Raw genomic sequence first — 21,200 nt, forward strand, 5'->3', positions numbered from 1 at the left:
CCAAGCGAGATAGAATGCGAAGGTTTTTGGGGTGCCAAAGGGCGCCCCTTCTTTTTTCCATCCAACCGGTCCGGTCGAATAGAATTCGATGGCACGCTAAGCTCGAACGATCTCGTGCAGGGTCATACTTGCTGGTGGCTTTGTAGAGAACCGCGTTCGAGCATTTCTCAAATGGCGGAAACACTTTGTCGGGTGTACCTAAAGTGGTGCGCCCGTCATTTTTATGTTAACATTCGTCATATCAAATCTGTATTTACACAAATGGGTCGGAGAGACTCCGCTATTCAGCCATAACTCCGCCCATTTTGCCGCGGATACTTGTGCGAAGAAGCAGTTAGACACATCGGGGATCGACATGACCGGCTCGACATCACGTTACATGTATGCAGTCGCGCTTGGCGCAATTGCGCTGGGGATCGGCGGCGCTATGCAATACGGTTCTATCATCTTGGTATCGTCTGCGCCGTCAGGTGCTGCACCGATCCTGCCGATTGACCCAGAGTACGTTCAACTCGCCGCGATCCCGCTAGAAGTGTTGCACGACGTGCGAGAGGTGTCTTCCCAGCCTGATCCAGTGCTCTCTATGGCGAATGCAATCTCGGCACCCGAGAACAAATGCGAGATCACTATGACCGCTAATCCGGCTGCGGCAGCAATGGTCTCAGTCGACGTCAAAGCACCCTGTCACGCCAATACCGCGGTAACGATCCACCACAACGGGTTGATGTTCACCGAGACGACAGATGACAATGGAGCGCTGTCTCTGGACGTTCCAGCGCTCTCTGAAAATGCGCTGTTTATGGCCGATTTCGGGGGCGCCGATGTGGCAGTCGCAGCCACTGACGTGAGCAGCTTTATCTTTTATGATCGGGCGGTTGTGCAGTGGCAGGGACAGTCTGGCCTAGAGTTGCACGCCCGCGAATTCTCCGAAGATTACAGCGGTCCCGGCCATGTCTGGCGCGATGCAGCCCGCAACACAAGTATCGCGGCACAAGGCAAAGGCGGGATGCTAATCGAATTGGGCAACTCGAACCTGCCGCAAGCGCGTCTGGCAGAGGTGTATACTTTCCCCTCGCTGACGTCTGATAACTCCGGTGATGTGCTTTTGAGTGTTGAAGCCGAGGTCACGACCGGAAACTGTGCACAAGATGTGAACGCGCAGATTTTGCAGACCAACGGGTCAGGCCGCGTCCGCGTGCAGGACGTTCTAATTTCAGTCCCAGAATGCGATGCCGTGGGGGAGCTTCTGGTGTTGCAAAATGTGTTAGATGACCTGAAAATTGCCGCACGGTAACAGTTAGGCGGTCCACAGCGATGTTGGTTTTTAGACGTGCGGCGATCTTCGCCGCATATCTGTTTTTACTCGGTTCATCTGTAATTGCTCAGGACATTTCGCTTGTCTCGCATGACAAAGCGATTCGCCTGGATGGCACGTTTCTGGGCTTCGATGGTCAATTCTACCGGATCGATACACCTTATGGTGAGCTGACGGTCGACTCCTCTGGCGTCCTTTGCGAAGGGCCAGCTTGTCCGAACTTGACTGATTATGTGGCGGATCTGCGGGTCGCCGGCACCGCGGATTTGATCAGTGGCTTATGGCCCGCGTTGCTGCAGGGGTTTGCTGACGCAAATGACCTAGAGTTTGAGGTTACAGAGACTTCGAATGGTAGCTTGGCGCGGCTCAATGACGCCCAAGGCCGGACGTTGGCGCGTTTTGAAATGATCGCAGAAACGACGGGGGCAGGGCTGTCACGCTTGCTAGATGGCGGTGCTGATATGGTTTTGGCGTCGCGGGCAATGACGCGTCAGGAGCTTGCTCTGGCGCGTTCCGCGGGGCTTGGTGATCTGAGCCAGGGGCGCTACGGGCAAGTCATTGCTCTGGATGCGATTTTGCCGATCACGCCTGATGACGCGGCGGTGACCGCCCTGCCCATGGACCAGATCCGGGGTATATTGACAGGGGACATCACGGATTGGTCTCATGTTGGCGGTCCGGATGCGCGGATTAACCTGCATCTCCCCTCGCCGGAAATGGGTTTCGGCCAAGCGATTGGCGCTTTGGTCCCAAAGCTCGCGGCAGATGCGACATTCCACGGCTCGCTGTCTGATTTGCTTGAGGCGGTGCGGCGCGATCCGTTCGCGCTAGGGCTCAGCGGAATTTCCAGCGCGACATCCGCGCAGACACTCGCGATCCGCGGCGGGTGCGGCGTGACCCTACGTGCCACACGGCAGAGCGTGAAGGCCGAGGAATATCCGCTGACCGCTCCAATGTTCTTGTACCGCCCCGCGCGCCGGCTTCCAAAAATCGGGCGGGAATTCATGGCGTTCTTATCGAGTGAGAGTGCGCAGTCTGTTGTACGAACGGCCGGTTATATCGACCAATTGCCAGAGATGAGCGCGTTGGCCGATCAAGGAGAGAGACTGGTAAACGCTATTCTACATGCGAGCGACGACGTTTCCCTGACCGGTCTGCAAAAGATGGTGGCAGAGCTTGACGCAGGGAGCCGCCTGACGACTTCTTTTCGGTTTGAGGCCGGATCGTCGCGCTTGGACGCGCAATCTCGGTCGAACGTCGAGCTTTTGGCGCAAACGATCGCCGGTGGACGGTTCGACGGCGAGAGCCTGATGTTCGTTGGCTTTAGCGACGGGCAGGGGCCTGCAGACGCGAATGAGGCTCTTTCCGTGGAACGGGCTGATGCGGTTATGCAGGCGGTGATGGCAGCGACCGAAGGGGGCGCAGAGCAAACGATGTTCGCGGCAGTTGGCTATGGCGAGGCGATGCCTCTGGCCTGTGACAACAGCGATTGGGGTCGGTTTGTGAACCGCCGTGTCGAAGTTTGGGTCAAACCTCAACTCGAGCCGATCACAGATAGCCCTCAGATCGGAAACTAAGCTCGCAGCTTTTGCCGATGATAATGTGATCGTGGAGCGTAAGTCCCAGAACTTGCGCAGCTCGGTCGATCTGTTCAGTCACCCGTAGATCGGACTCGCTGGGTGAGGGGTCACCGGACGGATGGTTGTGCACCAAGATCAACGCACTGGCATTCAGCTGGAGCGCGCGTTTCATTACCTCGCGGGGGTAAACTGGAACGTGGTCCACGGTACCTTTGGCCTGCTCTTCATCCGCAATCAGAACGTTCTTACGATCCAGATAAAGAACGCGAAACTGCTCAGTCTCTCTGTGCGCCATGGCGGTGTGGCAGTAGTCGATCAATGCTTGCCAACTGCTTAGAAGGGGCCGCTGGATAACCTTGGAACGCGCGAGCCGATGCGCCGCTGCTTCGACAATTTTCAGTTCTAGGACGACAGCATCGCCGACGCCCTTGATCTCCTTCAGATGCTCTGAGGGAGCCGAGATGACATGATTGAAGTCACCAAACCTGTCCAGAAGCCGGCGGGCCAAAGGCTTAACATCCTGCCGAGGGATGGCACGAAACAACACCAATTCTAATAATTCATAGTCAGGAATGGCAGCGGCACCCCCAGCAAGAAACCGATCCCGCAGCCTGCGTCTGTGATCGCGAATATAAGAGGGCTGAGTCGCCCCTGTGCTCGCCACTTCGTCCTGATCAAACAGGGTCATCGATTCTTGAAACGCATTGCCTTGTGCCATGGAACTCAGTCTGAGCTTTCTGGGATTAACAAAGCCATAACGTGGAAACGAAAACGCCCGCCGATGAGGGCGGGCGTTGCTGGATCAGCCTTTCATGCTGTCCCAGAAGTCTTTGACCGAACCAAAGAAGCTCTTGGATTCTGGGTTGTTATCCTCGGATAGCTTCTCAAACTCCCGCAGCAGTTCTTTCTGCTTGGAGGTCAGATTGACCGGTGTTTCGACGGCCAATTCGATGAACATATCGCCGTGACCCGAGCCGCGCAGCGGGGGCATCCCCTTGCCACGCAAGCGCATCTGACGGCCCGATTGGCTGCCCGCTGGGATCTTGACCCGGCTGCGGCCGCCGTCGATGGTGGGGACTTCGATGTCACCACCCAGAGCGGCAGAGGTCACAGAGACAGGCACGCGACAGTGCAGGTTCACCGACTCGCGCTGGAAAATCGGGTGCTCTTGAACATCGATAAAGATGTACAGATCCCCCGCAGGCCCGCCGCGCATGCCAGCTTCGCCTTCGCCTGCGAGACGGATGCGAGTGCCGGTTTCGACGCCAGACGGAATGTTCACCGACAAGGAGCGCTCGCGTTCGGTTCGCCCAGACCCACCGCACTTCTTGCAGGGATTCTTAATGATCTGGCCTAGGCCGCCACAAGTCGGACAAGTGCGTTCGACAGTGAAGAAGCCTTGTTGCGCGCGGACCTTGCCCATGCCCGAACAGGTGGGACATGTGGTCGGCTCTGCGCCGCCTTCGGCACCTGATCCGTCACAACCGTCGCACTGCACTGAAGAGGGTACGTTGATGGTTTTCGCCATCCCCGCATAAGCCTCTTCCAGTGTGATGCGCAGGTTGTAGCGCAAGTCGGCACCTCGAGCTGCCCGAGACCGGCCACCGCCGCCCCCGCGTCCGCCCATGAAGTCGCCGAATAGGTCGTCAAACACATCCGAGAAGGCCGAGGCAAAATCGCCTTGTCCCTGATAGCCTGCGCCTCCCCCACGAGGGCCGCCCATGCCACCATCAAAGGCGGCGTGGCCATAACGGTCATAGGCTGCCTTCTTCTCAGGGTCTTTGAGGCAGTCATATGCCTCGTTGACCTCTTTGAACTGGGACTCGGCGTTAGGGTTGTCAGAGTTCCGGTCCGGGTGCAGCTCTTTGGCTTTGGTCCGATACGCTTTTTTCAGCTCGTCGGCCGAAGCGCCTTTCGAGACACCGAGGACTTCGTAGTAATCTCGTTTCGCCATGGGATTTCCCCCTTTCTGGAACGTGCAAGGCCGGCCCGTCAACGGACCGGCCCCAGAGGTTCCGTAACTTCAGACCTTACGAACGCTTGTCGTTGCCAAGGTCCTCGAAGTCGGCGTCAACGATGCCATCGTCATCCGAGTTGTTCGAGTCGGACTCGCCGCCGTCAAAGTCAGCAGACTCACCTTCGCCGCCTTCTTGGCTGGCTTTGTAGATGGCCTCACCCAGACGCATGGACGCTTCGGTCACGTTCTGGATGCCCGACTTGATCTTGCCGGCGTCTTCCTTCTCCAGCTCGTCCTTCAGAGCTGCGATCGCCAGTTCGATGGCTTCGACAGTCGAAGGATCAACCTTGTCACCGTGCTCTTCGACGGCTTTTTCGGTCGAATGGATCAGGCTCTCTGCCTGGTTTTTGGCGTCGACCAGTTCACGGCGCTGCTTGTCGGCCTCGGCATTTTCCTCGGCTTCCTTGACCATGCGCTCGATCTCGGAGTCGTCCAGACCGCCCGATGCTTGGATGGTGATCTTCTGCTCTTTGCCGGTGCCTTTGTCCGATGCGCCCACCGACACGATGCCGTTGGCGTCGATGTCGAAGGTCACTTCGATCTGGGGCAGACCGCGGGGTGCGGGCGGGATCTCTTCGAGGTTGAATTGACCCAGCATCTTGTTGTCCGCAGCCATTTCACGCTCACCTTGGAAGACGCGGATGGTCACGGCCGACTGGTTGTCCTCGGCGGTCGAGAAAATCTGCGACTTCTTGGTCGGGATGGTGGTGTTGCGGTCGATCAGGCGGGTGAATACGCCACCCAGAGTCTCGATACCCAGCGACAGCGGGGTCACGTCCAGCAGAACCACGTCCTTGACGTCGCCTTGCAGAACGCCAGCCTGAATAGCCGCACCCATGGCGACAACTTCGTCAGGGTTCACACCCTTGTGGGGCTCTTTGCCGAAGAACTTGGTTACTTCTTCAAAGACCTTGGGCATACGGGTCTGGCCACCAACCAGAACGACTTCGTCGATGTCGTTCACGGTCAGGCCGGCGTCTTTAAGAGCAGCCGCACAGGGCTTCAGCGAACCTTTGACCAGATCGCCAACCAGCGATTCCAGCTTCGCACGGGTCAGTTTCATGACCATGTGCAAGGGCTGACCGTTCGAACCCATCGAGATGAACGGCTGGTTGATTTCGGTTTGGGTTGCGCTCGAGAGTTCGATCTTGGCTTTTTCAGCAGCTTCTTTCAGACGCTGCAGGGCCATCTTGTCCGACGTCAGGTCAACGCCGTGCTCTTTTTTGAACTCGTCCGCCAGATAGGACACGATGCGCATGTCGAAGTCTTCACCACCGAGGAAGGTGTCGCCGTTGGTCGACTTCACTTCGAACAGGCCATCGTCGATTTCCAGAATGGTGACGTCGAAGGTACCGCCGCCGAGGTCATAGACCGCGATGGTTTTGCTATCTTTCTTGTCCAGACCGTAGGCCAGTGCAGCGGCGGTCGGCTCGTTGATAATGCGCAGAACCTCAAGGCCAGCGATCTTGCCGGCGTCTTTGGTGGCCTGACGCTGAGCGTCGTTGAAGTAGGCAGGCACGGTAATCACGGCCTTGGTCACTTCATCACCCAGATAACCTTCGGCGGTTTCCTTCATCTTCTTCAGGATCAGAGCCGAAATTTGCGCGGGGCTGAACTTTTCGTCACGGGCTTCGACCCATGCGTCGCCGTTGCCGCCGTTCACAACGTTGTAGGGCAGGTTTTTCTTGTCCTTTGCGATGTCCGCGTCGTCGAACCGGCGACCGATGAGACGCTTGACGGCAAAGATCGTGTTGTCAGGGTTGGTGACGGCCTGACGTTTCGCAGGCTGGCCGACCAGACGCTCGTCTTCTGCGAACGCAACGATCGACGGCGTGGTACGTGCACCTTCGGAGTTTTCGATAACGCGGGGCTGCTGGCCGTCCATGATTGCGACGCAGCTGTTGGTGGTCCCGAGGTCGATCCCGATGACTTTCGACATGTTTGTATCCCTCATAACTTAGGCGATGTTCCAGGCTCAGGCCCTTTGTGGCACCCTTGCCCGATGTCAGGAGCAGGCTCGCCCGCTCCGGTTCTCGGCGTATATAAGAAGCACATTCGAACCCTGCAAGCGTTGCGCAAGCGCTTTGTGTGACAAATTTGCCTCAACAGAATAAGGCGACCGAAAGAATGGCATTTTCGCAGGAGCTGGAGCTGAACGGAGTGCGGATTATCCAAGGTGCCTTGGATGCCGAAGCTCAGGCCGTGCTACTCGAAGATATCCGGGGTATTCTGCGCGCGGCGCCATTGTTCCAGCCGGTGACCCCAACGGAGCGACCCCTGTCGGTCAGAATGAGTGCCGCCGGTGAATATGGCTGGGTGTCTGACCGCAAGGGCTATCGCTACGAGGCGCGTCATCCCTCGGGCAAGCCGTGGCCACCCATCCCGCCCTCACTCTTTTTGCTTTGGGAAAAATACTCACATTCCGACCGCATGCCAGAGTGTTGTCTGGTGAATTGGTACGCGCCCGAAGCCAAAATGGGCTTGCACCAAGACAAAGACGAAGCGGATCTGACTCAGCCGGTCCTGTCGATTTCTCTCGGAGATGAGGCGCGCTTTCGCGTCGGAGGTCAAAACCGTAGGGATCCTACGCGGTCGGTCTGGCTCAAATCCGGAGATATTGCGGTTCTGCAGGGGGCGTCCCGTCTGGCATTTCACGGGGTTGATAAAAGCCGCCCGAAGTCGAGCAGGCTCATGCCCAACGGTGGACGCGTGAACCTGACATTGCGTGTTGTGACTTAGCGCCGCGCACTCCAGCTGGCAGAGGCGTGCTTGCGGGTAAAAAATTCGCCCATAAGTCCGATCACCAGCAAAATCAGACCGACGACGATTGGATAAATGATCGAGCTGTTGTGCGGGTTGTAATTGATAAAAATGAAACCGCGCGCTTGGTCGATGGCGTGGAACAGCGGGTTCCAGTCGAACATCTTGAGCATGAATGTCGGCAGAGTATTGGCCACAAACATCTTGCCCGAGGCGATCATGTTTGCGCGCTGATAAATCTGAGTCAGGATTGACGAAAGCTGCGGTGCCCAGGGTTTCAGAGCCACAAGGCACATTCCGACCGCCGCTCCTGTGAAGAATGCCAACAGTAGCATCCCCATTGCGCCGACGGGATCCTGGATTTCGATCGGGTTTACGATCACATGATACAGAAAGAGCACGGTGAGCAGCGAGATCACCTGAATATACAGTGCTCCGAGAAGCGATGCGAGAATCGAGATGATCGTCGTCATCGGCGCATGTTTCATCATAGGAGAGGCAGGCCCCTCCGAGCTTGTCACGGCACTTACGGCTTTGATGTGGCACATGAACAGGAAAATGCCGGACATCATGTAAAGCAGAAAGTCACCGCGGATGGCGGATTGCCTTATGCCCAGAATGACAAAGAACAGGTAGAAAGACGCCACCATGACCACCAGCTGCAACATGTTCACCAGAATTGCGAACAAGGCATTGCTGTGGGTCTTGCGCACGTCACGCACCGCAGTGTGATAAATCACATCCGCCATGGACAGGGCTTTGCGCCAAGAGCTTTGGTATGGTTGCGTCTGCCCGATCATGCCGCTGTCTTTCACATCTTGCGCCAAGGAATAGCAGGGAATTCTTGATGCTCCCTTTCCAAGCAGGATAAGAGAAAGCCGTACATTGAACAACTCTGCCATGTGGTTAAAGGAAATATCTCTATGGATTACGCACAATTGACTTCAGTCCTGCGGCGTCTTGCGCTCGAAGCGGGCGACAAGATCATGGAGATTTACAACTCTGACGATTTCGAAGTGAAGTCAAAGAGCGATGAAAGTCCTGTCACAGCAGCTGATGAAGCGGCGGATGAACTGATTTCTGCTGGCCTGCGCGCAGAATTTCCCGAGATCGCTTTGGTGACCGAAGAGCAGTCGGACAGCCATAATTTGGACGTCGACACGTTCCTGATCGTTGACCCACTGGATGGCACCAAAGAATTCATCAATCGTCGCGGCGACTTCACCGTGAACATCGCTCTGGTGGAAAATGGCGTACCGACCCGCGGTGTCGTTTATGCGCCTGCCCGTGACCGCATGTTCTTTACCCTAGCGGATGGCGCCACAGTCGAGGAAATGGGCCCCTTTGACAAAGACACTGTTGGCGAGACCAAATCGCTTTCTGTTGCTGAGTCCGATAACAATGCCCTGATGGTTGTCGCATCAAAATCGCACCGTGATCAGGCGACCGACGATTACATCAACAAATATTGCGTCAAGGATTCTAAGAGCGCGGGCAGCTCGTTGAAGTTCTGTCTTGTCGCAACTGGCGAAGCGGACCTGTACCCTCGTCTTGGTCGAACAATGGAATGGGACACTGCAGCGGGTCAGGCTGTCCTTCATGGTGCAGGCGGTAAAGTTGTTGTTTTTGATACGCATGAGCCTCTGCAATACGGCAAAGAGGGGTTCGGAAATCCCTTCTTCATCGCATACGCTCCTGCTGTCGAATTGAAGGCCTGAGCTTTTGCTGCCTTCGGTCAGCGTCGTTGTCGTCAGTCAGGGTCGAGAGACCCTGCTGGCGCGCTGTCTGAAAGCGCTTTCCCAGCAGCAACGCGTCCGTGCTGAAGTCATTGTTGTTACGAGCGACCAAGCGGTTGAATATCTGTCGGAAAAGGGTTGGACGGACCGCGTGAAAGTGGTCCGCATGAACGACGAAAACATCTCGGTCGCGCGAAACCGCGGCATTGATGAAGCATCAGGGGATGTCGTCGCTTTTATCGATGACGATGCAGTGGCTGAACCGGGCTGGCTTTACTATCTTCTACAGCCTTTCGTGGATGCTGGCGTTGATGCAGCGTCTGGTTTCACGATCGGGCGCAATGGTTTCAGCTTTCAATGGAAGGCGGAAACCATTGATGCTGCGGGCGTGAGCCATCCTTTGGCGGTGCCAGAAGATAGGATCTCTGTTTTTACATCTAAGCCCGAGCGCGCAATCAAGACCATCGGTACGAACATGGCGGTTCGACGAGAGGCCTTGCTCGCGCTGAATGGTTTCGATCCGCGTTATCGCTTCTATTTGGACGACAGTGATCTGGCGATGCGTTTGGCTGCGCGGTCAGCTAAACTGGCGATTGTCCCCATGGCGCGAGTCCACCACGCGTTTGCTCCAAGCAGGCGGAGATCGCCCCAGCGAGTGCCGAAAACACTCTATGAAATTGGGGCCAGTCAGTCTGTCTTCACGAAGACGCACCTCTCGCCCGAGTTAATCCAGAGTGCCGGGCGGGATTTTTGCAAAGCTCAGAAGCAGCGTTTGATAAAGCTCATGCAGGCAGGTGCTCTGGGGCCAGAGGAAGTGGCCTTCCTCATGGTGACTTTGGAAGATGGCTTGCTGGATGGAAGGTCGCGCAAAGCCGTTGAACGCGGGCTAGTCCGGGCAAAAGCTGACCGGTTTTTCCCGTTGGTTGATTCGCAAAAGTGCGCAATTTTTGTGCAGAGCGGCCGTATTTTTGGGCGCAAGTCTCTGAACCAAAGGGCCAAGGACGCCGTGGACGCAGGAGAGCTGGGGATTGTCATAGAGCTTTCACCAACTGCGCTCTACCATTGTCGGTACTATGATGATGCAGGATTTTGGAAACAACGCGGGGGGATATGGGGGAAAAGCCTTCGTTCCCAATCGCTTTTCAGGCTTTCGACCTTTCAGACGCGTGCGCGCGCAGAAATTCGCCAATTTTTACGAGAATTCCGGCTTGATGGTTCCGACCATGGAACCTAGGCTGCGCTTATTGTGTTAGATCTTTGAGCCGCTTTGCGGCAATGATATTCTTAGTTTATCGTCGATCTTCATTCGACAGTTTGTAAGTCGAATTGAACCCGGCAAATGGAAGGCCCATTTACATGAACAACAAAGTTACCAAAGCAGTTTTCCCCGTTGCAGGTCTTGGAACGCGGTTCCTTCCTGCCACCAAGTCGGTGCCTAAAGAAATTATGACCTTGGTCGATCGCCCTCTCATCCAGTATGCGATTGATGAGGCGCGCGCAGCAGGTATCGAAGAATTCATCTTTGTCACGTCGCGCGGCAAGAGTGCCCTCGAAGATTACTTCGATCGCGCGCCTGAGCTTGAGGCAAACCTCAAGGCGAAGAACAAAACCGAATTGATGAAAGTGCTGGACAGCACAAACATGGACAGTGGCGCGATCGCGTACGTCCGTCAGAATCAGGCGCTCGGCCTGGGTCACGCGGTATGGTGCGCCCGCCGCCTGCTGGGGAACGAGCCTTTCGCTGTTCTGCTGCCTGATGACGTTATTCAAGCTGACAAACCCTGTCTGCAGCAGATGGTCGAAGCTTATGCTGAGACTGGCGGCAACATGGTTGCAGCCATGGAAGTCCCCCAAGACCGTGTGTCGGCCTATGGTGTACTGGACGTCAAAGAAGACATGGGCAATATCGTGTCCGTGAATGGTATGGTCGAAAAACCCAAGCTTGAAGATGCGCCTTCCAATCTCGCTGTGATCGGTCGCTATATCCTGAGCCCCAAAGTGCTTGAAAATATTGACACAATGGAAGCTGGCGCCGGTGGCGAACTGCAGTTGACCGACGCAATCGCGAAAGAAATCACGGACAGCGACAACGTTTACGGATACCGCTTCAAAGGCGAACGCTATGACTGTGGATCGAAATCTGGCTTCCTGCAGGCGACGGTCGCCTTTGGCTTGGCGCGTCCCGATCTGCGTGATGATCTCGAACATTACCTCGAAGACATGATGGCCGCTCGCAAGGCTGCTCAGTAATTGGAACTGACACGTGACAAATGTTATTGTAACCGGGGGTGCGGGCTACATCGGCTCGCACGCTTGCAAGGTATTGAGGAACGCAGGCTTTACGCCTGTCACCTTCGACAACATTTCAACCGGCTGGGAAGAGGCGGTGAAATTCGGCCCTTTCGAAAAAGGTGACTTGCTTGATCGCGCTCGCGTCGACGAAGTTTTTGAAAAGTATAAACCTGTAGCTGTCATGCACTTTGCCGCCTTTAGCCAAGTCGGCGAGAGCATGAAAGATCCCGGCATGTACTGGCGGAACAATGTGCAGGGGTCGCTGACCCTGATCGAAGCAGCGGCCGCTGCTGGCTGCCTCAACTTCGTGTTCAGCTCTACCTGTGCCACCTATGGCGAACAGGACGGCGTCATGCTTGACGAAGAATGTGCGCAGTATCCGATCAACTCCTATGGTGCGTCCAAGCGCGCCATTGAGGATATTCTGGCGAACTTTGACGACGCCTATGGACTGAAGAGCGTGATTTTCCGCTACTTTAATGTTGCGGGCGCCGACCCAGAGGCAGAGGTGGGCGAGTTCCACCAACCTGAAACGCACCTTATCCCTGTGATGCTAGATGCCATTGCTGGCAAACGTCCTGCTTTGACGATTCACGGGACTGATTACGACACTCCCGATGGGACGTGCGTCCGAGATTACGTGCACGTCATGGATCTGGTAGAGGCGCATGTTCTGGGTGTGAAATGGCTATTGGACGGCAAAGGAAGTCGTGTCTTCAATCTGGGGACCGGATCAGGCTTTTCTGTTCGCGAAGTTATTGATCACTCCCGCGCGGTGACCAATCAAGACGTACCCTACGAAGAGGGCCCGCGCCGCCCTGGTGATTGTGTGAAGCTTGTATCTGGTTCCAAACGGGCGTTGGATGAACTTGGGTGGGAGCCCAAGCTTTCTACGTTGGAGCAGATGATTGGCGACGCATGGCGTTGGCACCAAACGGGCCACTACAACAAATAAGGCTTCGCGCCTTCTGGACCTGACGCGGCTTCTGAGCCGCTCAGGTCGCACTTTGACCGGCGTTGACCGTGTTGAGCGTGCCTATCTCTGTGCTTTTCTGGATAGCGATGTTCCGTGTTACGGCTTGGTTAGAACTAAGCTGGGGTACATTCTGTTAGGCAGTCAGGGCATGGAGGCAATGCGTGCCGGTTCTGTAGACGGCCGCTTGGTGGCGGGTCTGCTGCCAGTTTTGCGCAAAAGAGCTTTGGGGCGACAACCCAAAGCACTGCTGGCGAAAATGCTCCGTAAACACCTTCCTGCTGGAACCATCTATGTGAACACAGGACACAGCAACCTGTCCAAGCGCGTGGTGCACGCAGTGCGCAAAGTGCCGGACTCACAGATTGCAGTTCTAATCCATGACACCATCCCACTGGACTTCCCCGAATACCAAGCAGAAGGCGCAACGGAGCGGTTTCAGAAATTCCTCGCTCGGGCGTGCCGCGAAGCCGATTTGCTGATTTATAATTCAGAGCAAACGAGGGCCGATGTGGCGCGATGGTGCCCGGTGCATCCCCAAGGTATTGTTGCGCATTTGGGAATAGACTTTGCCGCGCCGGAACCCCGAGAGCTGCCAGAGGGGGTGCCGCCAGTGGGGCCGTACTTTCTAACTGTGGGCACCATTGAGCCTCGTAAAGCGCATGCCCTTTTGTTGGATGTGTGGGATGAACTCAGGCGGACGTTGGGGCCAGAGACACCGACATTGCTGATCTGTGGCTCGCGTGGTTGGAAGAACGAATCGGTATTCAACAGGCTGGATGCGCTTGGGCCAAATGATCACATCAAAGAGATCGCAGGGCTGACAGATGGTGCGATTGCTGCCTTGATGAAGGGGGCGACTGCCCTATTGTTTCCCAGCTATGCAGAGGGCTTTGGTTTGCCTCCTGCGGAGGCAGCTCATCACATTACGCCTATTGTATGTAATGACTTACCGATTTATCGAGAATTTCTGGGAAATATACCCATTTACGCGCCCTCGGGTGATGCTAAACTTTGGTATCGGGCTGTTATAACGGCTTACGAAAACGCGCTCTCGGAGAATTCCGGCCCGAGTGCAGAAGCGAAACAGTGGTCGCCTCCGACGTGGGAGGCACATTTCGAGAGGGTGCTTCGTCTGATCTGACGAAGAATTCTGCCCTCTTTTACAAGGGGGTAGATTGGGCGCCATCCAATCATACGGACTGCGGCTTGAGCGAAAACGCTGGCGCTATCGCGCCATGCGGAAAAGCCGTGAGCTGTCCCCTTTGGTTAACCGCACTGCCTATATCCGGGAGGGAGACCTTCTGGTCTTCTGTACGCTTCGGAACGAAGCCAAGCGTCTGCCATACTTTCTGGAATACTACCGTGGCCTCGGGATCAATCATTTCCTATTTGTGGACAATGACAGTACGGACGGATCTGCCGATTTTCTGGCCGAGCAGCCGGATGTATCGGTCTGGCGCACAAATGCCAGCTACAAGCGTGCCCGCTTTGGCATGGATTGGATTAACTGGTTGTTGATGAAGTACGGTCACGAACACTGGTGCCTGACCGTCGATCCTGATGAATTCCTGATCTATCCATTCTGCGATACGCGGCCCCTGCGTGCTTTGACGGACTGGTTGGATGCGTCGTCAATCAAGTCGTTTGGCGCAATGCTTCTTGATATGTACCCAAAGGGGCCATTGGGAACTCTGCCGTACCGCGCAGGGCAGGACCCGCTCGATATCGCAATGTGGTTCGACAGTGGGAACTACACCATTGAGCGGAACCACAAATACGGCAACCTCTGGATTCAGGGTGGGCCACGCGCGCGTGTGTTCTTTGCTGACGCACCAGAGCATGCGCCGGCACTCAACAAGGTTCCCTTGGTGAAGTGGGACAACCGCTATGCCTATATCAGTTCAACCCACTCGCTTTTGCCTCGTGGCTTGAACTTGATTTATGACGAGTGGGGCGGCGAGAAATCATCGGGCGTTCTGCTGCATACCAAGTTCCTTGATACCTTCGTCCACAAGGCCGAAGAGGAATTGGAACGCGGACAGCACTATGCGGGCAGCCGTGAATACAAAGTTTACGCAGAGCGTGGCCAAACCAGCCCCGATTTGTGGTGCACTTGGTCAGAGAAATACATCAACTGGCGCCAGCTAGAGATTCTGGGCCTCATGTCCAAGGGGAACTGGGCATGACGCTGGGTGTCATTCTTCTCGTCCACAACGCACTGGATCGCGTTGAACAGGTTGCGCGTCATTGGGCTTCGCACGGAGTGCCGGTGGTGATCCACGCCGACGCGCGGATGTCAAAGTCCCGCTATCAGATGCTGATTGACGGTCTGGACGACTTGCCGAACATTCGGTTCAGCACGCGCCATAAATGCGAGTGGGGCACTTGGGGACTGGTGGCGGCCTCTCAGTCGGCAGCCGAGGTGATGCTCGAAGAGTTCCCGCAGGTCCGGCACGTCTATCTGGCGTCTGGCTCATGCCTGCCACTGCGCCCCGTGGAGGAACTGGTGCAGTACCTGGCAGAGCGTCCGAATACAGATTTCATCGAGTCTGCTACGCTGGCGGATGTGCCTTGGACGATTGGAGGGTTGGACAACGAACGCTTCACCCTGCGCTTTCCGTTCTCATGGAAAAAGAACCGACGGCTTTTTGATCTAGCGGTCGATTTTCAGCGCCGGTTTCGGATGCATCGCGACCTGCCGGATGGACTGATTCCACACATGGGAAGTCAGTGGTGGTGTCTGACTCGCCAAACCCTGACGGCCATTCTGCAGGACCCACGCCGCGGGATCTATGAGCGCTTCTTTAAATATGTGTGGATTCCAGACGAATCCTACTTCCAGACCTTGGTCCGCCTCTATTCGCGGGACATTCAGAGCCGGTCTCTGACCCTTTCGAAGTTCGATTTCCAAGGCAAACCACACATCTTTTATGATGACCACTTGCAGCTTTTGCGACGTTCCGACTGCTTTGTCGCGCGCAAGATTTGGCCTTATGCAGACCGACTCTACAGCGCGTTTTTGACACCTCAGCCGGATGCTTTGAACCGAACAGAGCCGAACCCCGGCAAAATCGACCGGATTTTCGCCAAAGCGGTCGAGCGTCGGACTCAGGGCCGGACGGGCCTCTACATGCAGAGTCGGTTTCCGAACCCCGATTGGGAAAACGGCTTCACCGCTTCGGAATACTCCGTATTTGAAGGGTTCACCGAGCTGTTCGAAGATTTCGAAAGCTGGCTTGCACGCCTAACGAGTGCGCGCGTCCATGGCTATCTGTTCGGTCCAGACCGCGTTCACTACGAAGGCGACGTGAGGGTCATCAACGGCGCCATGACGGATTCCGCAAAGCTGCGTGACCGAAATCCGAGTGCATTTCTGACCAACCTCGTATGGAATACGCGAGGGGAGCGTCAGTGTTTTCAGGTCAGCCCTGCGGACCACATCCAGCAGGTTGAATGGGATATCGCAAAGGATCCCAATGCACAGATTTCAGTGATCACCGGCGCATGGGCCGTCCCACTGTTCCGATCAAATCTGGATTTCTCGGAGATCCGACGCACTGCGGCCGAGTTGCAACGCAGAGAAAGCCGACATCTGGACGTGCTTCGCTCGCCTTATGCCAAGGCGCGCATCCATATCTGGAGCCTCGCTGAATTTGTTGAGGCACCGATGGAGCCCTTGCAAGCGATCATCAGTGAAATCGGGCAGACTGATAAACGTCGCCTTACAGAAGCGCCGAAGATGGTCGATCTTGCTGGATTCGCACAATTCCTACAGAATCTAAAAAATCAGGGCATGCACCCCTATCTAACCGGCGATTTTCCGAACACACTCGAAGAGCGGGAGAAACCGCGCAAACCGCGTAAACCCTATTTGGTAAAGTAAATTTCTATGTCGTCAAAATTCGATTTGTTTGTTGTCTTGGCTGAAATGCGAACGGGCAGCAACTTTCTCGAGACGAACCTGAATGCTCTGGACGGTGTTAGCTGTCATGGCGAGGCGTTCAATCCGTTCTTCATCGGCTACCCCAATGCCGACGAGGTTCTGGGCATCACGCAGGATAAACGCGAGGATGATCCGGATCACTTGCTGGATGCGGTGCGCGGTGCTGAGGGGCTAAATGGCTTTCGCTATTTTCACGATCACGACCCGCGCGTGATTGATGGGCTTCTGGCCGATCCGCGATGCGCCAAGATTATCCTGACTCGCAATCCGGTCGAAAGCTATGTGTCTTGGAAGATCGCGCAGGCGACTGGTCAGTGGAAACTGACTGATGCCAAAAACCGCCGAGACGGGCAGGCGGAATTCAAAGGCGACGAGTTCATTAGCCATATCGAGACGCTGCAAGCCTTTCAAACGAAGGTGCTGCGGGCGCTGCAAACCACTGGGCAGACGGCGTTCTATGTTGCCTACGAGGATTTACAGGACGTTGATGTGATGAACGGGATGGCTGCGTTCTTGGGTGTCGATGCGCGCCTTCCGGAACTGGATAAGAAGCTGAAAAAGCAAAACCCTGCGCCTCTGTCGTCGAAGGTGGCGAACTTCGATGAGATGGAGAGCGCGTTGTCGCGACTTGATCGTTTTGATCTGACGCGCACCCCGAATTTCGAGCCACGCCGGAATGCCATGGTCCCGACCTATGTGGCTGCGGCCGAAGCGCCCCTTCTGTTCTTGCCGCTGCGATCGGGGGTAGAGGATGCGGTGTGTGACTGGATGGCCGCGCTGGACGGCGTGCAAGTCGACGCATTACTGAGCGATTTCACTCAGAAGCCTTTGCGCAAGTGGAAGCGCGTGAACCGAGGACATCGCACCTTTACGGTGGTCACGCATCCGCTGACCCGTGCGCATCGCGTGTTTTGCGAGCGTATTTTGGGGACTGGCCCCTGCGCCTTTGGCGAAATTCGCGAGGTTCTGCGGAAACGCTACAAATTGCCGATCCCCAAGAAGGGCGCTGGCGAAGCGTATGCTGCTGCTGCGCACCGGCTGGCGTTCCTAGGGTTCTTGCAGTGGCTCAAGGGCAATCTGGCAGGGCAGACGAGTATCAGGGTCGACCCCGGTTGGGCGTCGCAGTCGCAGATGATCCAAGGCTTTGCCGAATTCAATTTGCCTGACCTGATTGTCAGGGAAGAACAGATTGAACTGGGGCTGACGCAAGTGTGCCAGCAGATTGGTCGAGATATGACTGCGTTTTCGGGCGTTGCAGAGCCGGATAGCCCGGTGCCGCTCGCAGAGATCTACGACGACGAAATAGAAAGCGCGTGCAAGGAAGCTTACACGCGCGACTACATGATGTTGGGCTACGGCCCCTGGAATAGACGAGGTCAGGCCGCTTGATTGGCCTGATCTTCGGTCAGCACCGCGTGCAGCGTGACCGCTTCGTGATTGGCGCGCAGCTTGGTTCGCATGGCCTGGTCTTTCAGCGTACGTGACACGACGGCTAGGGCTTTGAGGTGCTCGACCCCAGCGTCTTCGGGCGCGAACAGCGCAAAGACAAGATCGACAGGCTTACGATCCACCGAGCCGAAATCCACGGGCTTTTCCAGACGCAGAAACACGCCCTGAACACGGTCAATCTCTGCCAGACGGGCATGGGGCAGGGCAACGCCATGGCCCACACCTGTCGGGCCAAGGCTTTCGCGTTCCACCAGCGCCTCGACGGCGCGGGCGCTGGGGATGCCCAAAGCTGCCTCAGTCAGGTCTCCGATATCCTGAAACAGACGTTTTTTACTAGAACAACCAATAAGGGTCTTCACCGCCTGCGGCGACAGAATATCTGAGATTTGCATGAGTTCGCTTTTGCCTAGGGCTTTCGCGGCGTTATTGTCCGGTGCTACGGGGATCGATCCAGCCGATGTTCCCGTCATCCCGGCGATGTACAACGTTTACGCCACCATGTTTCTCGTTTCGGAAGACCAGCATTTGCGAGCCAGCCAGTTCCATCTGCATTACCGCCTCGCCAACTGACAGCGAGGGAACTTTCGTCTCCATCTCGGCGACGATAATCGGCTGCAGGCTATCAGGCTCCACCGCCTCTTCGTCCTGCGCATCTGCGGCGAGGATATACGAGGAAGCACCGATAGTTTCAACAGGGCTTGTGCGATCCTTGTGATGGTCCTTCAGGCGGCGTTTGTAGCGACGCAACTGCTTGTCCATCTTCTCTGCGCAGTCTTCGAAAGTTGCGTAGATTTCGGTGCTATGAGCCCGTGCGGCGGCGTTCAAACCAGTCGACAGATGCACCGTGCATTCGCAGACAAATTCGTGCCCCGACTTCGAGAAAGTGACCTGCGCATCGGTTGGGCGTTGCGAGTACTTTTCCAGTACCTCACCCAGTCGATCTTTAACGTGGGTGGTCAGTGCTTCGCCAACGTCGATCTGTTTTCCGGTGATTTGATACCGCATGGTCTTTTCCTTCTTATGTGCAAGGACGGACCGCCCGCGCGGGGTACTTGGTCCGTACAGTTGCGTGGGGATATTGAGCGACCTGTCCCTGACCCGAGTGCTCGGGAAGGCTATGCAGGATTGACCTCATATGGCGACAGGTCTGGCTCATATGACCATTTGGTGACAGTCCGAGGGGAACTGTCAATCGTTTCTCGCAAAAGAATTTTGTGATCGGCTTGGCTTAGCTGATGCGGAAATCGCGGCCCAGATAGACGCGGCGCACGTTTTCGTCTTTGACGACCTGATCGGGGGTGCCGGACATCAGCACGCGCCCATCATGAAGAATGTAAGCGCGATCAACGATTTCCAAGGTTTCGCGCACATTGTGATCCGTGATCAGAACGCCGATTCCCCGCTTTTTGAGGTCGGAAACCAGATGACGGATGTCTCCGACAGAGATTGGATCTACACCAGCAAAAGGTTCGTCTAGTAACAAATACTTGGGATTCGCCGCAAGGCAGCGCGCGATCTCGACCCGGCGACGTTCACCACCTGACAGGGCGAGCGCGGGGGCGCGGCGCAGGTGCTCGATCGAAAAATCGCTCAGCAATTCTTCTAGCCGTTCGCGGCGGGTGTGGGGGTCGGATTCGGCAATTTCCAGAATCGCGGCGATATTGTCCTCGACACTTAGGCCGCGGAAAATCGACATCTCTTGGGGCAGATAGCCGATACCCAGCTTGGCACGGCGGTACATTGGAAAGCGCGTGACCTCGGCGCCATCAATGGTCACTCGGCCGCCTTCGGGGGCGACCAGACCAGCGATCGCATAGAAACTGGTGGTTTTGCCCGAACCGTTGGGCCCCAACAGGGCCACGACCTCTCCGCGATGCAAAGACATGCTGACATCACGGATGACGACACGCTTGCGGTAACTCTTGCGAAGGTTCTGGATCTGAAGGCCCGCAGAGCCTTCGGACACGGTCAGCTCGGGCGAAGAGCTCATTGGCTTGAGCCCGGATTGATGATCGTGCGCACGCGGCCCGTCATCTGAGCTGTGTTGTCCGACAGATTGATTCGGGCCTCATTGCCACTCAGGACGTTCCGGCCTTGGGTCAGCAGAACGCTGCCAGACAGAATTACGTAGTCGCTCTCGACGTTGTACTCAGCGGTTTCGCCCTCGGCGGCGTCTTCGCCAGACGTCATGGTCACGCCGCCTGTGGCCAAGACCTTGGCAATGCCATCTTCGACCTCTGGGGTTGCGGCGTCATCTTCGCGATATGTGACTTCGACGCGGGGCGCGGTCATGCGCATCTTGTCCTGCACAATCTCGACATTGCCAACAAAGACGGCGGTATTCGCAGTGTCATTCACCTCTAGCGAATCCGCGACAACCTCAATCGGGGCGTCGGTATTTTGGTCGGATGCGCCAAATGCAGTCTGCATCCCTTGGGCCAGAACCGGCAGAGGCAGCATCACACACAGGGCCATTACCTTGCGAAACATTATTGTTGCTCCTCTGATCCTTTGGAATTGCCCGTGTATATCAGGCGAACCCCGTCTTCGAAAACAGCTAGAATGCCGTCCTGATTTTCCGGCACCGTAAGGTGCATGCGTCCCGCTTGCAAATCACCGAACGGACCGGTGCCCGTGATTGGGCCGGGGCTGGTGATGTCTGTGCGGTTCATCGCCGAGATCATTTCGTCAGACCGCAGTTTGTATCCGTCAGACGTGTCAATGGCCACGTTTCCGGTCAGCGTCAGGGTTTTCGTCCCCTCGATCCGTCCCGAATCAGAGCTCATGTCGATGGTCGTACCGTCGGTCCGCTTGAGCCGCGCGACGATGTTTTCGGCAGTGCCGCCGTCCCCGTCCAGAACAGGCGCGGCCGACTCGGCGACAATGGTTAGGGCAGAGCCGTCCTCGGTCGTGGTGGCGTAGTTGGGTTTGCTGAGGCGCTGTTCGCGCAGACGCTCTTCCAGATCAATATCGGCAAAGGGGATCGCAGCCTCTGGGTCGATCTGACGGGAGAACAGGAACACGGTCGACAATAGACCAAGGGCCACCATCGGGAGGATGATCTTGGCCCAAGAGACGATGACCGAATAGGTATTGCGCTGTGAGCCTGCCATCACCCGAACCGAGAAACTA

20 protein-coding genes are annotated in these 21,200 nt (G+C 56.2%); 11 read left to right on the forward strand and 9 right to left on the reverse strand.

The genetic code is table 11. The annotated features are described in order from the left end of the window. Nucleotides 1-355: 355 nt before the first annotated feature. Both AB9K37_RS08990 and AB9K37_RS08995 read left to right on the forward strand, forming a co-directional pair. Entirely contained in the window at nt 356-1,294 is a 939-nt protein-coding gene (locus AB9K37_RS08990) for a translocase (RefSeq protein WP_369837408.1), read from the forward strand. Nucleotides 1,295-1,314: 20 nt separating this feature from the next. Next, complete coding sequence (locus AB9K37_RS08995) at nt 1,315-2,892, forward strand: substrate-binding domain-containing protein (RefSeq protein WP_369837411.1); 1,578 nt, start codon at nt 1,315-1,317, stop codon at nt 2,890-2,892. Here AB9K37_RS08995 and radC read toward each other — a convergent pair. From radC to dnaK, 3 genes are all read right to left on the reverse strand, one after another. Further along, the gene (gene radC / locus AB9K37_RS09000; protein WP_369837414.1) at nt 2,864-3,613 is read right to left on the reverse strand and encodes a DNA repair protein RadC; all 750 of its coding nucleotides are present in this window, start codon (nt 3,611-3,613) and stop codon (nt 2,864-2,866) included. The genes AB9K37_RS08995 and radC overlap by 29 nt on opposite strands. Before the next feature lie 84 nt (nt 3,614-3,697). Further along, a complete protein-coding gene (gene dnaJ, locus AB9K37_RS09005; RefSeq protein WP_369837417.1) occupies nt 3,698-4,849 on the reverse strand; it encodes a molecular chaperone DnaJ in 1,152 nt (383 codons plus the stop codon). Between the two features lie 76 nt (nt 4,850-4,925). Continuing rightward, a complete protein-coding gene (gene dnaK / locus AB9K37_RS09010) occupies nt 4,926-6,851 on the reverse strand; it encodes a molecular chaperone DnaK (RefSeq protein ID WP_369837419.1) in 1,926 nt (641 codons plus the stop codon). Between the two features lie 188 nt (nt 6,852-7,039). Here dnaK and AB9K37_RS09015 point away from each other — a divergent pair, with 188 nt between their 5' ends. Further along, nucleotides 7,040-7,651, forward strand: a complete 612-nt coding sequence (locus AB9K37_RS09015) for an alpha-ketoglutarate-dependent dioxygenase AlkB (RefSeq protein ID WP_369837421.1) — start codon at nt 7,040-7,042, stop codon at nt 7,649-7,651. On the opposite strand, the gene AB9K37_RS09020 is transcribed toward AB9K37_RS09015, so the two are convergent. Further along, nucleotides 7,648-8,472, reverse strand: coding sequence for an ABC transporter permease (locus AB9K37_RS09020; protein WP_369837424.1), 825 nt, complete (start codon nt 8,470-8,472; stop codon nt 7,648-7,650). The two genes, AB9K37_RS09015 and AB9K37_RS09020, sit on opposite strands and share 4 nt — an antisense overlap. A gap of 123 nt (nt 8,473-8,595) precedes the next feature. On the opposite strand from AB9K37_RS09020, the gene cysQ reads away from it, so the two are divergent. From cysQ to AB9K37_RS09060, 8 genes are all read left to right on the forward strand, one after another. Next, nucleotides 8,596-9,390, forward strand: coding sequence for a 3'(2'),5'-bisphosphate nucleotidase CysQ (cysQ, locus tag AB9K37_RS09025; protein WP_369837427.1), 795 nt, complete (start codon nt 8,596-8,598; stop codon nt 9,388-9,390). A 4-nt stretch (nt 9,391-9,394) separates the two neighbouring features. Next, complete coding sequence (locus AB9K37_RS09030) at nt 9,395-10,642, forward strand: glycosyltransferase family 2 protein (RefSeq protein WP_369837429.1); 1,248 nt, start codon at nt 9,395-9,397, stop codon at nt 10,640-10,642. 122 nt (nt 10,643-10,764) lie between these two features. After that, nucleotides 10,765-11,658, forward strand: coding sequence for a UTP--glucose-1-phosphate uridylyltransferase GalU (gene galU, locus AB9K37_RS09035; RefSeq protein WP_369837432.1), 894 nt, complete (start codon nt 10,765-10,767; stop codon nt 11,656-11,658). A 13-nt stretch (nt 11,659-11,671) separates the two neighbouring features. Continuing rightward, entirely contained in the window at nt 11,672-12,655 is a 984-nt protein-coding gene (gene galE, locus AB9K37_RS09040; RefSeq protein ID WP_369837435.1) for a UDP-glucose 4-epimerase GalE, read from the forward strand. Between the two features lie 178 nt (nt 12,656-12,833). After that, complete coding sequence (locus AB9K37_RS09045) at nt 12,834-13,817, forward strand: glycosyltransferase family 4 protein (protein ID WP_369837438.1); 984 nt, start codon at nt 12,834-12,836, stop codon at nt 13,815-13,817. A 94-nt stretch (nt 13,818-13,911) separates the two neighbouring features. After that, on the forward strand, nt 13,912-14,862 hold the full coding sequence (locus AB9K37_RS09050) for a glycosyltransferase family 2 protein (protein WP_369837441.1): 951 nt from the start codon (nt 13,912-13,914) through the stop codon (nt 14,860-14,862). Then, nucleotides 14,859-16,559, forward strand: a complete 1,701-nt coding sequence (locus AB9K37_RS09055) for a beta-1,6-N-acetylglucosaminyltransferase (protein ID WP_369837443.1) — start codon at nt 14,859-14,861, stop codon at nt 16,557-16,559. The genes AB9K37_RS09050 and AB9K37_RS09055 overlap by 4 nt, the downstream gene beginning before the upstream one ends. 6 nt (nt 16,560-16,565) lie before the next feature. Further along, nucleotides 16,566-18,008 (forward strand): nodulation protein NodH, encoded by a 1,443-nt coding sequence (locus tag AB9K37_RS09060; RefSeq protein ID WP_369837446.1) that lies wholly within the window; start codon nt 16,566-16,568, stop codon nt 18,006-18,008. On the opposite strand, the gene AB9K37_RS09065 is transcribed toward AB9K37_RS09060, so the two are convergent. The 5 genes from AB9K37_RS09065 to lptC form a co-directional block, all read right to left on the reverse strand. Further along, nucleotides 17,996-18,460 (reverse strand): PTS sugar transporter subunit IIA, encoded by a 465-nt coding sequence (locus tag AB9K37_RS09065; RefSeq protein ID WP_369837449.1) that lies wholly within the window; start codon nt 18,458-18,460, stop codon nt 17,996-17,998. The two genes, AB9K37_RS09060 and AB9K37_RS09065, sit on opposite strands and share 13 nt — an antisense overlap. 31 nt (nt 18,461-18,491) lie before the next feature. After that, nucleotides 18,492-19,073, reverse strand: coding sequence for a ribosome hibernation-promoting factor, HPF/YfiA family (hpf, locus tag AB9K37_RS09070; RefSeq protein WP_369837451.1), 582 nt, complete (start codon nt 19,071-19,073; stop codon nt 18,492-18,494). A 223-nt stretch (nt 19,074-19,296) separates the two neighbouring features. Continuing rightward, nucleotides 19,297-20,058: an LPS export ABC transporter ATP-binding protein gene (lptB, locus tag AB9K37_RS09075; RefSeq protein WP_369837454.1), complete on the reverse strand. Its 762-nt coding sequence runs from the start codon at nt 20,056-20,058 to the stop codon at nt 19,297-19,299. Beyond that, a complete protein-coding gene (gene lptA / locus AB9K37_RS09080; RefSeq protein ID WP_072708686.1) occupies nt 20,055-20,558 on the reverse strand; it encodes a lipopolysaccharide transport periplasmic protein LptA in 504 nt (167 codons plus the stop codon). The genes lptB and lptA overlap by 4 nt, the downstream gene beginning before the upstream one ends. Then, nucleotides 20,558-21,181, reverse strand: coding sequence for an LPS export ABC transporter periplasmic protein LptC (gene lptC, locus AB9K37_RS09085; protein ID WP_369837457.1), 624 nt, complete (start codon nt 21,179-21,181; stop codon nt 20,558-20,560). Before lptC ends, lptA begins: the two co-directional genes overlap by 1 nt. Nucleotides 21,182-21,200 lie beyond the last annotated feature (19 nt).

The organism is Donghicola sp. XS_ASV15 (assembly GCF_041224595.1).
Lineage (GTDB): Bacteria > Pseudomonadota > Alphaproteobacteria > Rhodobacterales > Rhodobacteraceae > Donghicola.

Excerpts from the sequence above, each read along its gene's own strand:
- cysQ (WP_369837427.1), top strand. The coding sequence starts at position 8,596 with ATGGATTACGCACAATTGACTTCAGTCCTGCGGCGTCTTGCGCTCGAA.
- lptC (WP_369837457.1), bottom strand. The coding sequence starts at position 21,181 with ATGGCAGGCTCACAGCGCAATACCTATTCGGTCATCGTCTCTTGGGCC.
- AB9K37_RS09045 (WP_369837438.1), top strand. The coding sequence starts at position 12,834 with ATGCGTGCCGGTTCTGTAGACGGCCGCTTGGTGGCGGGTCTGCTGCCA.
- AB9K37_RS09055 (WP_369837443.1), top strand. The coding sequence starts at position 14,859 with ATGACGCTGGGTGTCATTCTTCTCGTCCACAACGCACTGGATCGCGTT.
- AB9K37_RS09060 (WP_369837446.1), top strand. The coding sequence starts at position 16,566 with ATGTCGTCAAAATTCGATTTGTTTGTTGTCTTGGCTGAAATGCGAACG.
- AB9K37_RS09065 (WP_369837449.1), bottom strand. The coding sequence starts at position 18,460 with ATGCAAATCTCAGATATTCTGTCGCCGCAGGCGGTGAAGACCCTTATT.
- AB9K37_RS08990 (WP_369837408.1), top strand. The coding sequence starts at position 356 with ATGACCGGCTCGACATCACGTTACATGTATGCAGTCGCGCTTGGCGCA.
- lptA (WP_072708686.1), bottom strand. The coding sequence starts at position 20,558 with ATGTTTCGCAAGGTAATGGCCCTGTGTGTGATGCTGCCTCTGCCGGTT.
- AB9K37_RS08995 (WP_369837411.1), top strand. The coding sequence starts at position 1,315 with ATGTTGGTTTTTAGACGTGCGGCGATCTTCGCCGCATATCTGTTTTTA.
- galU (WP_369837432.1), top strand. The coding sequence starts at position 10,765 with ATGAACAACAAAGTTACCAAAGCAGTTTTCCCCGTTGCAGGTCTTGGA.
- AB9K37_RS09020 (WP_369837424.1), bottom strand. The coding sequence starts at position 8,472 with ATGATCGGGCAGACGCAACCATACCAAAGCTCTTGGCGCAAAGCCCTG.
- lptB (WP_369837454.1), bottom strand. The coding sequence starts at position 20,058 with ATGAGCTCTTCGCCCGAGCTGACCGTGTCCGAAGGCTCTGCGGGCCTT.
- AB9K37_RS09050 (WP_369837441.1), top strand. The coding sequence starts at position 13,912 with ATGCGGAAAAGCCGTGAGCTGTCCCCTTTGGTTAACCGCACTGCCTAT.
- radC (WP_369837414.1), bottom strand. The coding sequence starts at position 3,613 with ATGGCACAAGGCAATGCGTTTCAAGAATCGATGACCCTGTTTGATCAG.
- dnaK (WP_369837419.1), bottom strand. The coding sequence starts at position 6,851 with ATGTCGAAAGTCATCGGGATCGACCTCGGGACCACCAACAGCTGCGTC.
- hpf (WP_369837451.1), bottom strand. The coding sequence starts at position 19,073 with ATGCGGTATCAAATCACCGGAAAACAGATCGACGTTGGCGAAGCACTG.
- AB9K37_RS09015 (WP_369837421.1), top strand. The coding sequence starts at position 7,040 with ATGGCATTTTCGCAGGAGCTGGAGCTGAACGGAGTGCGGATTATCCAA.
- dnaJ (WP_369837417.1), bottom strand. The coding sequence starts at position 4,849 with ATGGCGAAACGAGATTACTACGAAGTCCTCGGTGTCTCGAAAGGCGCT.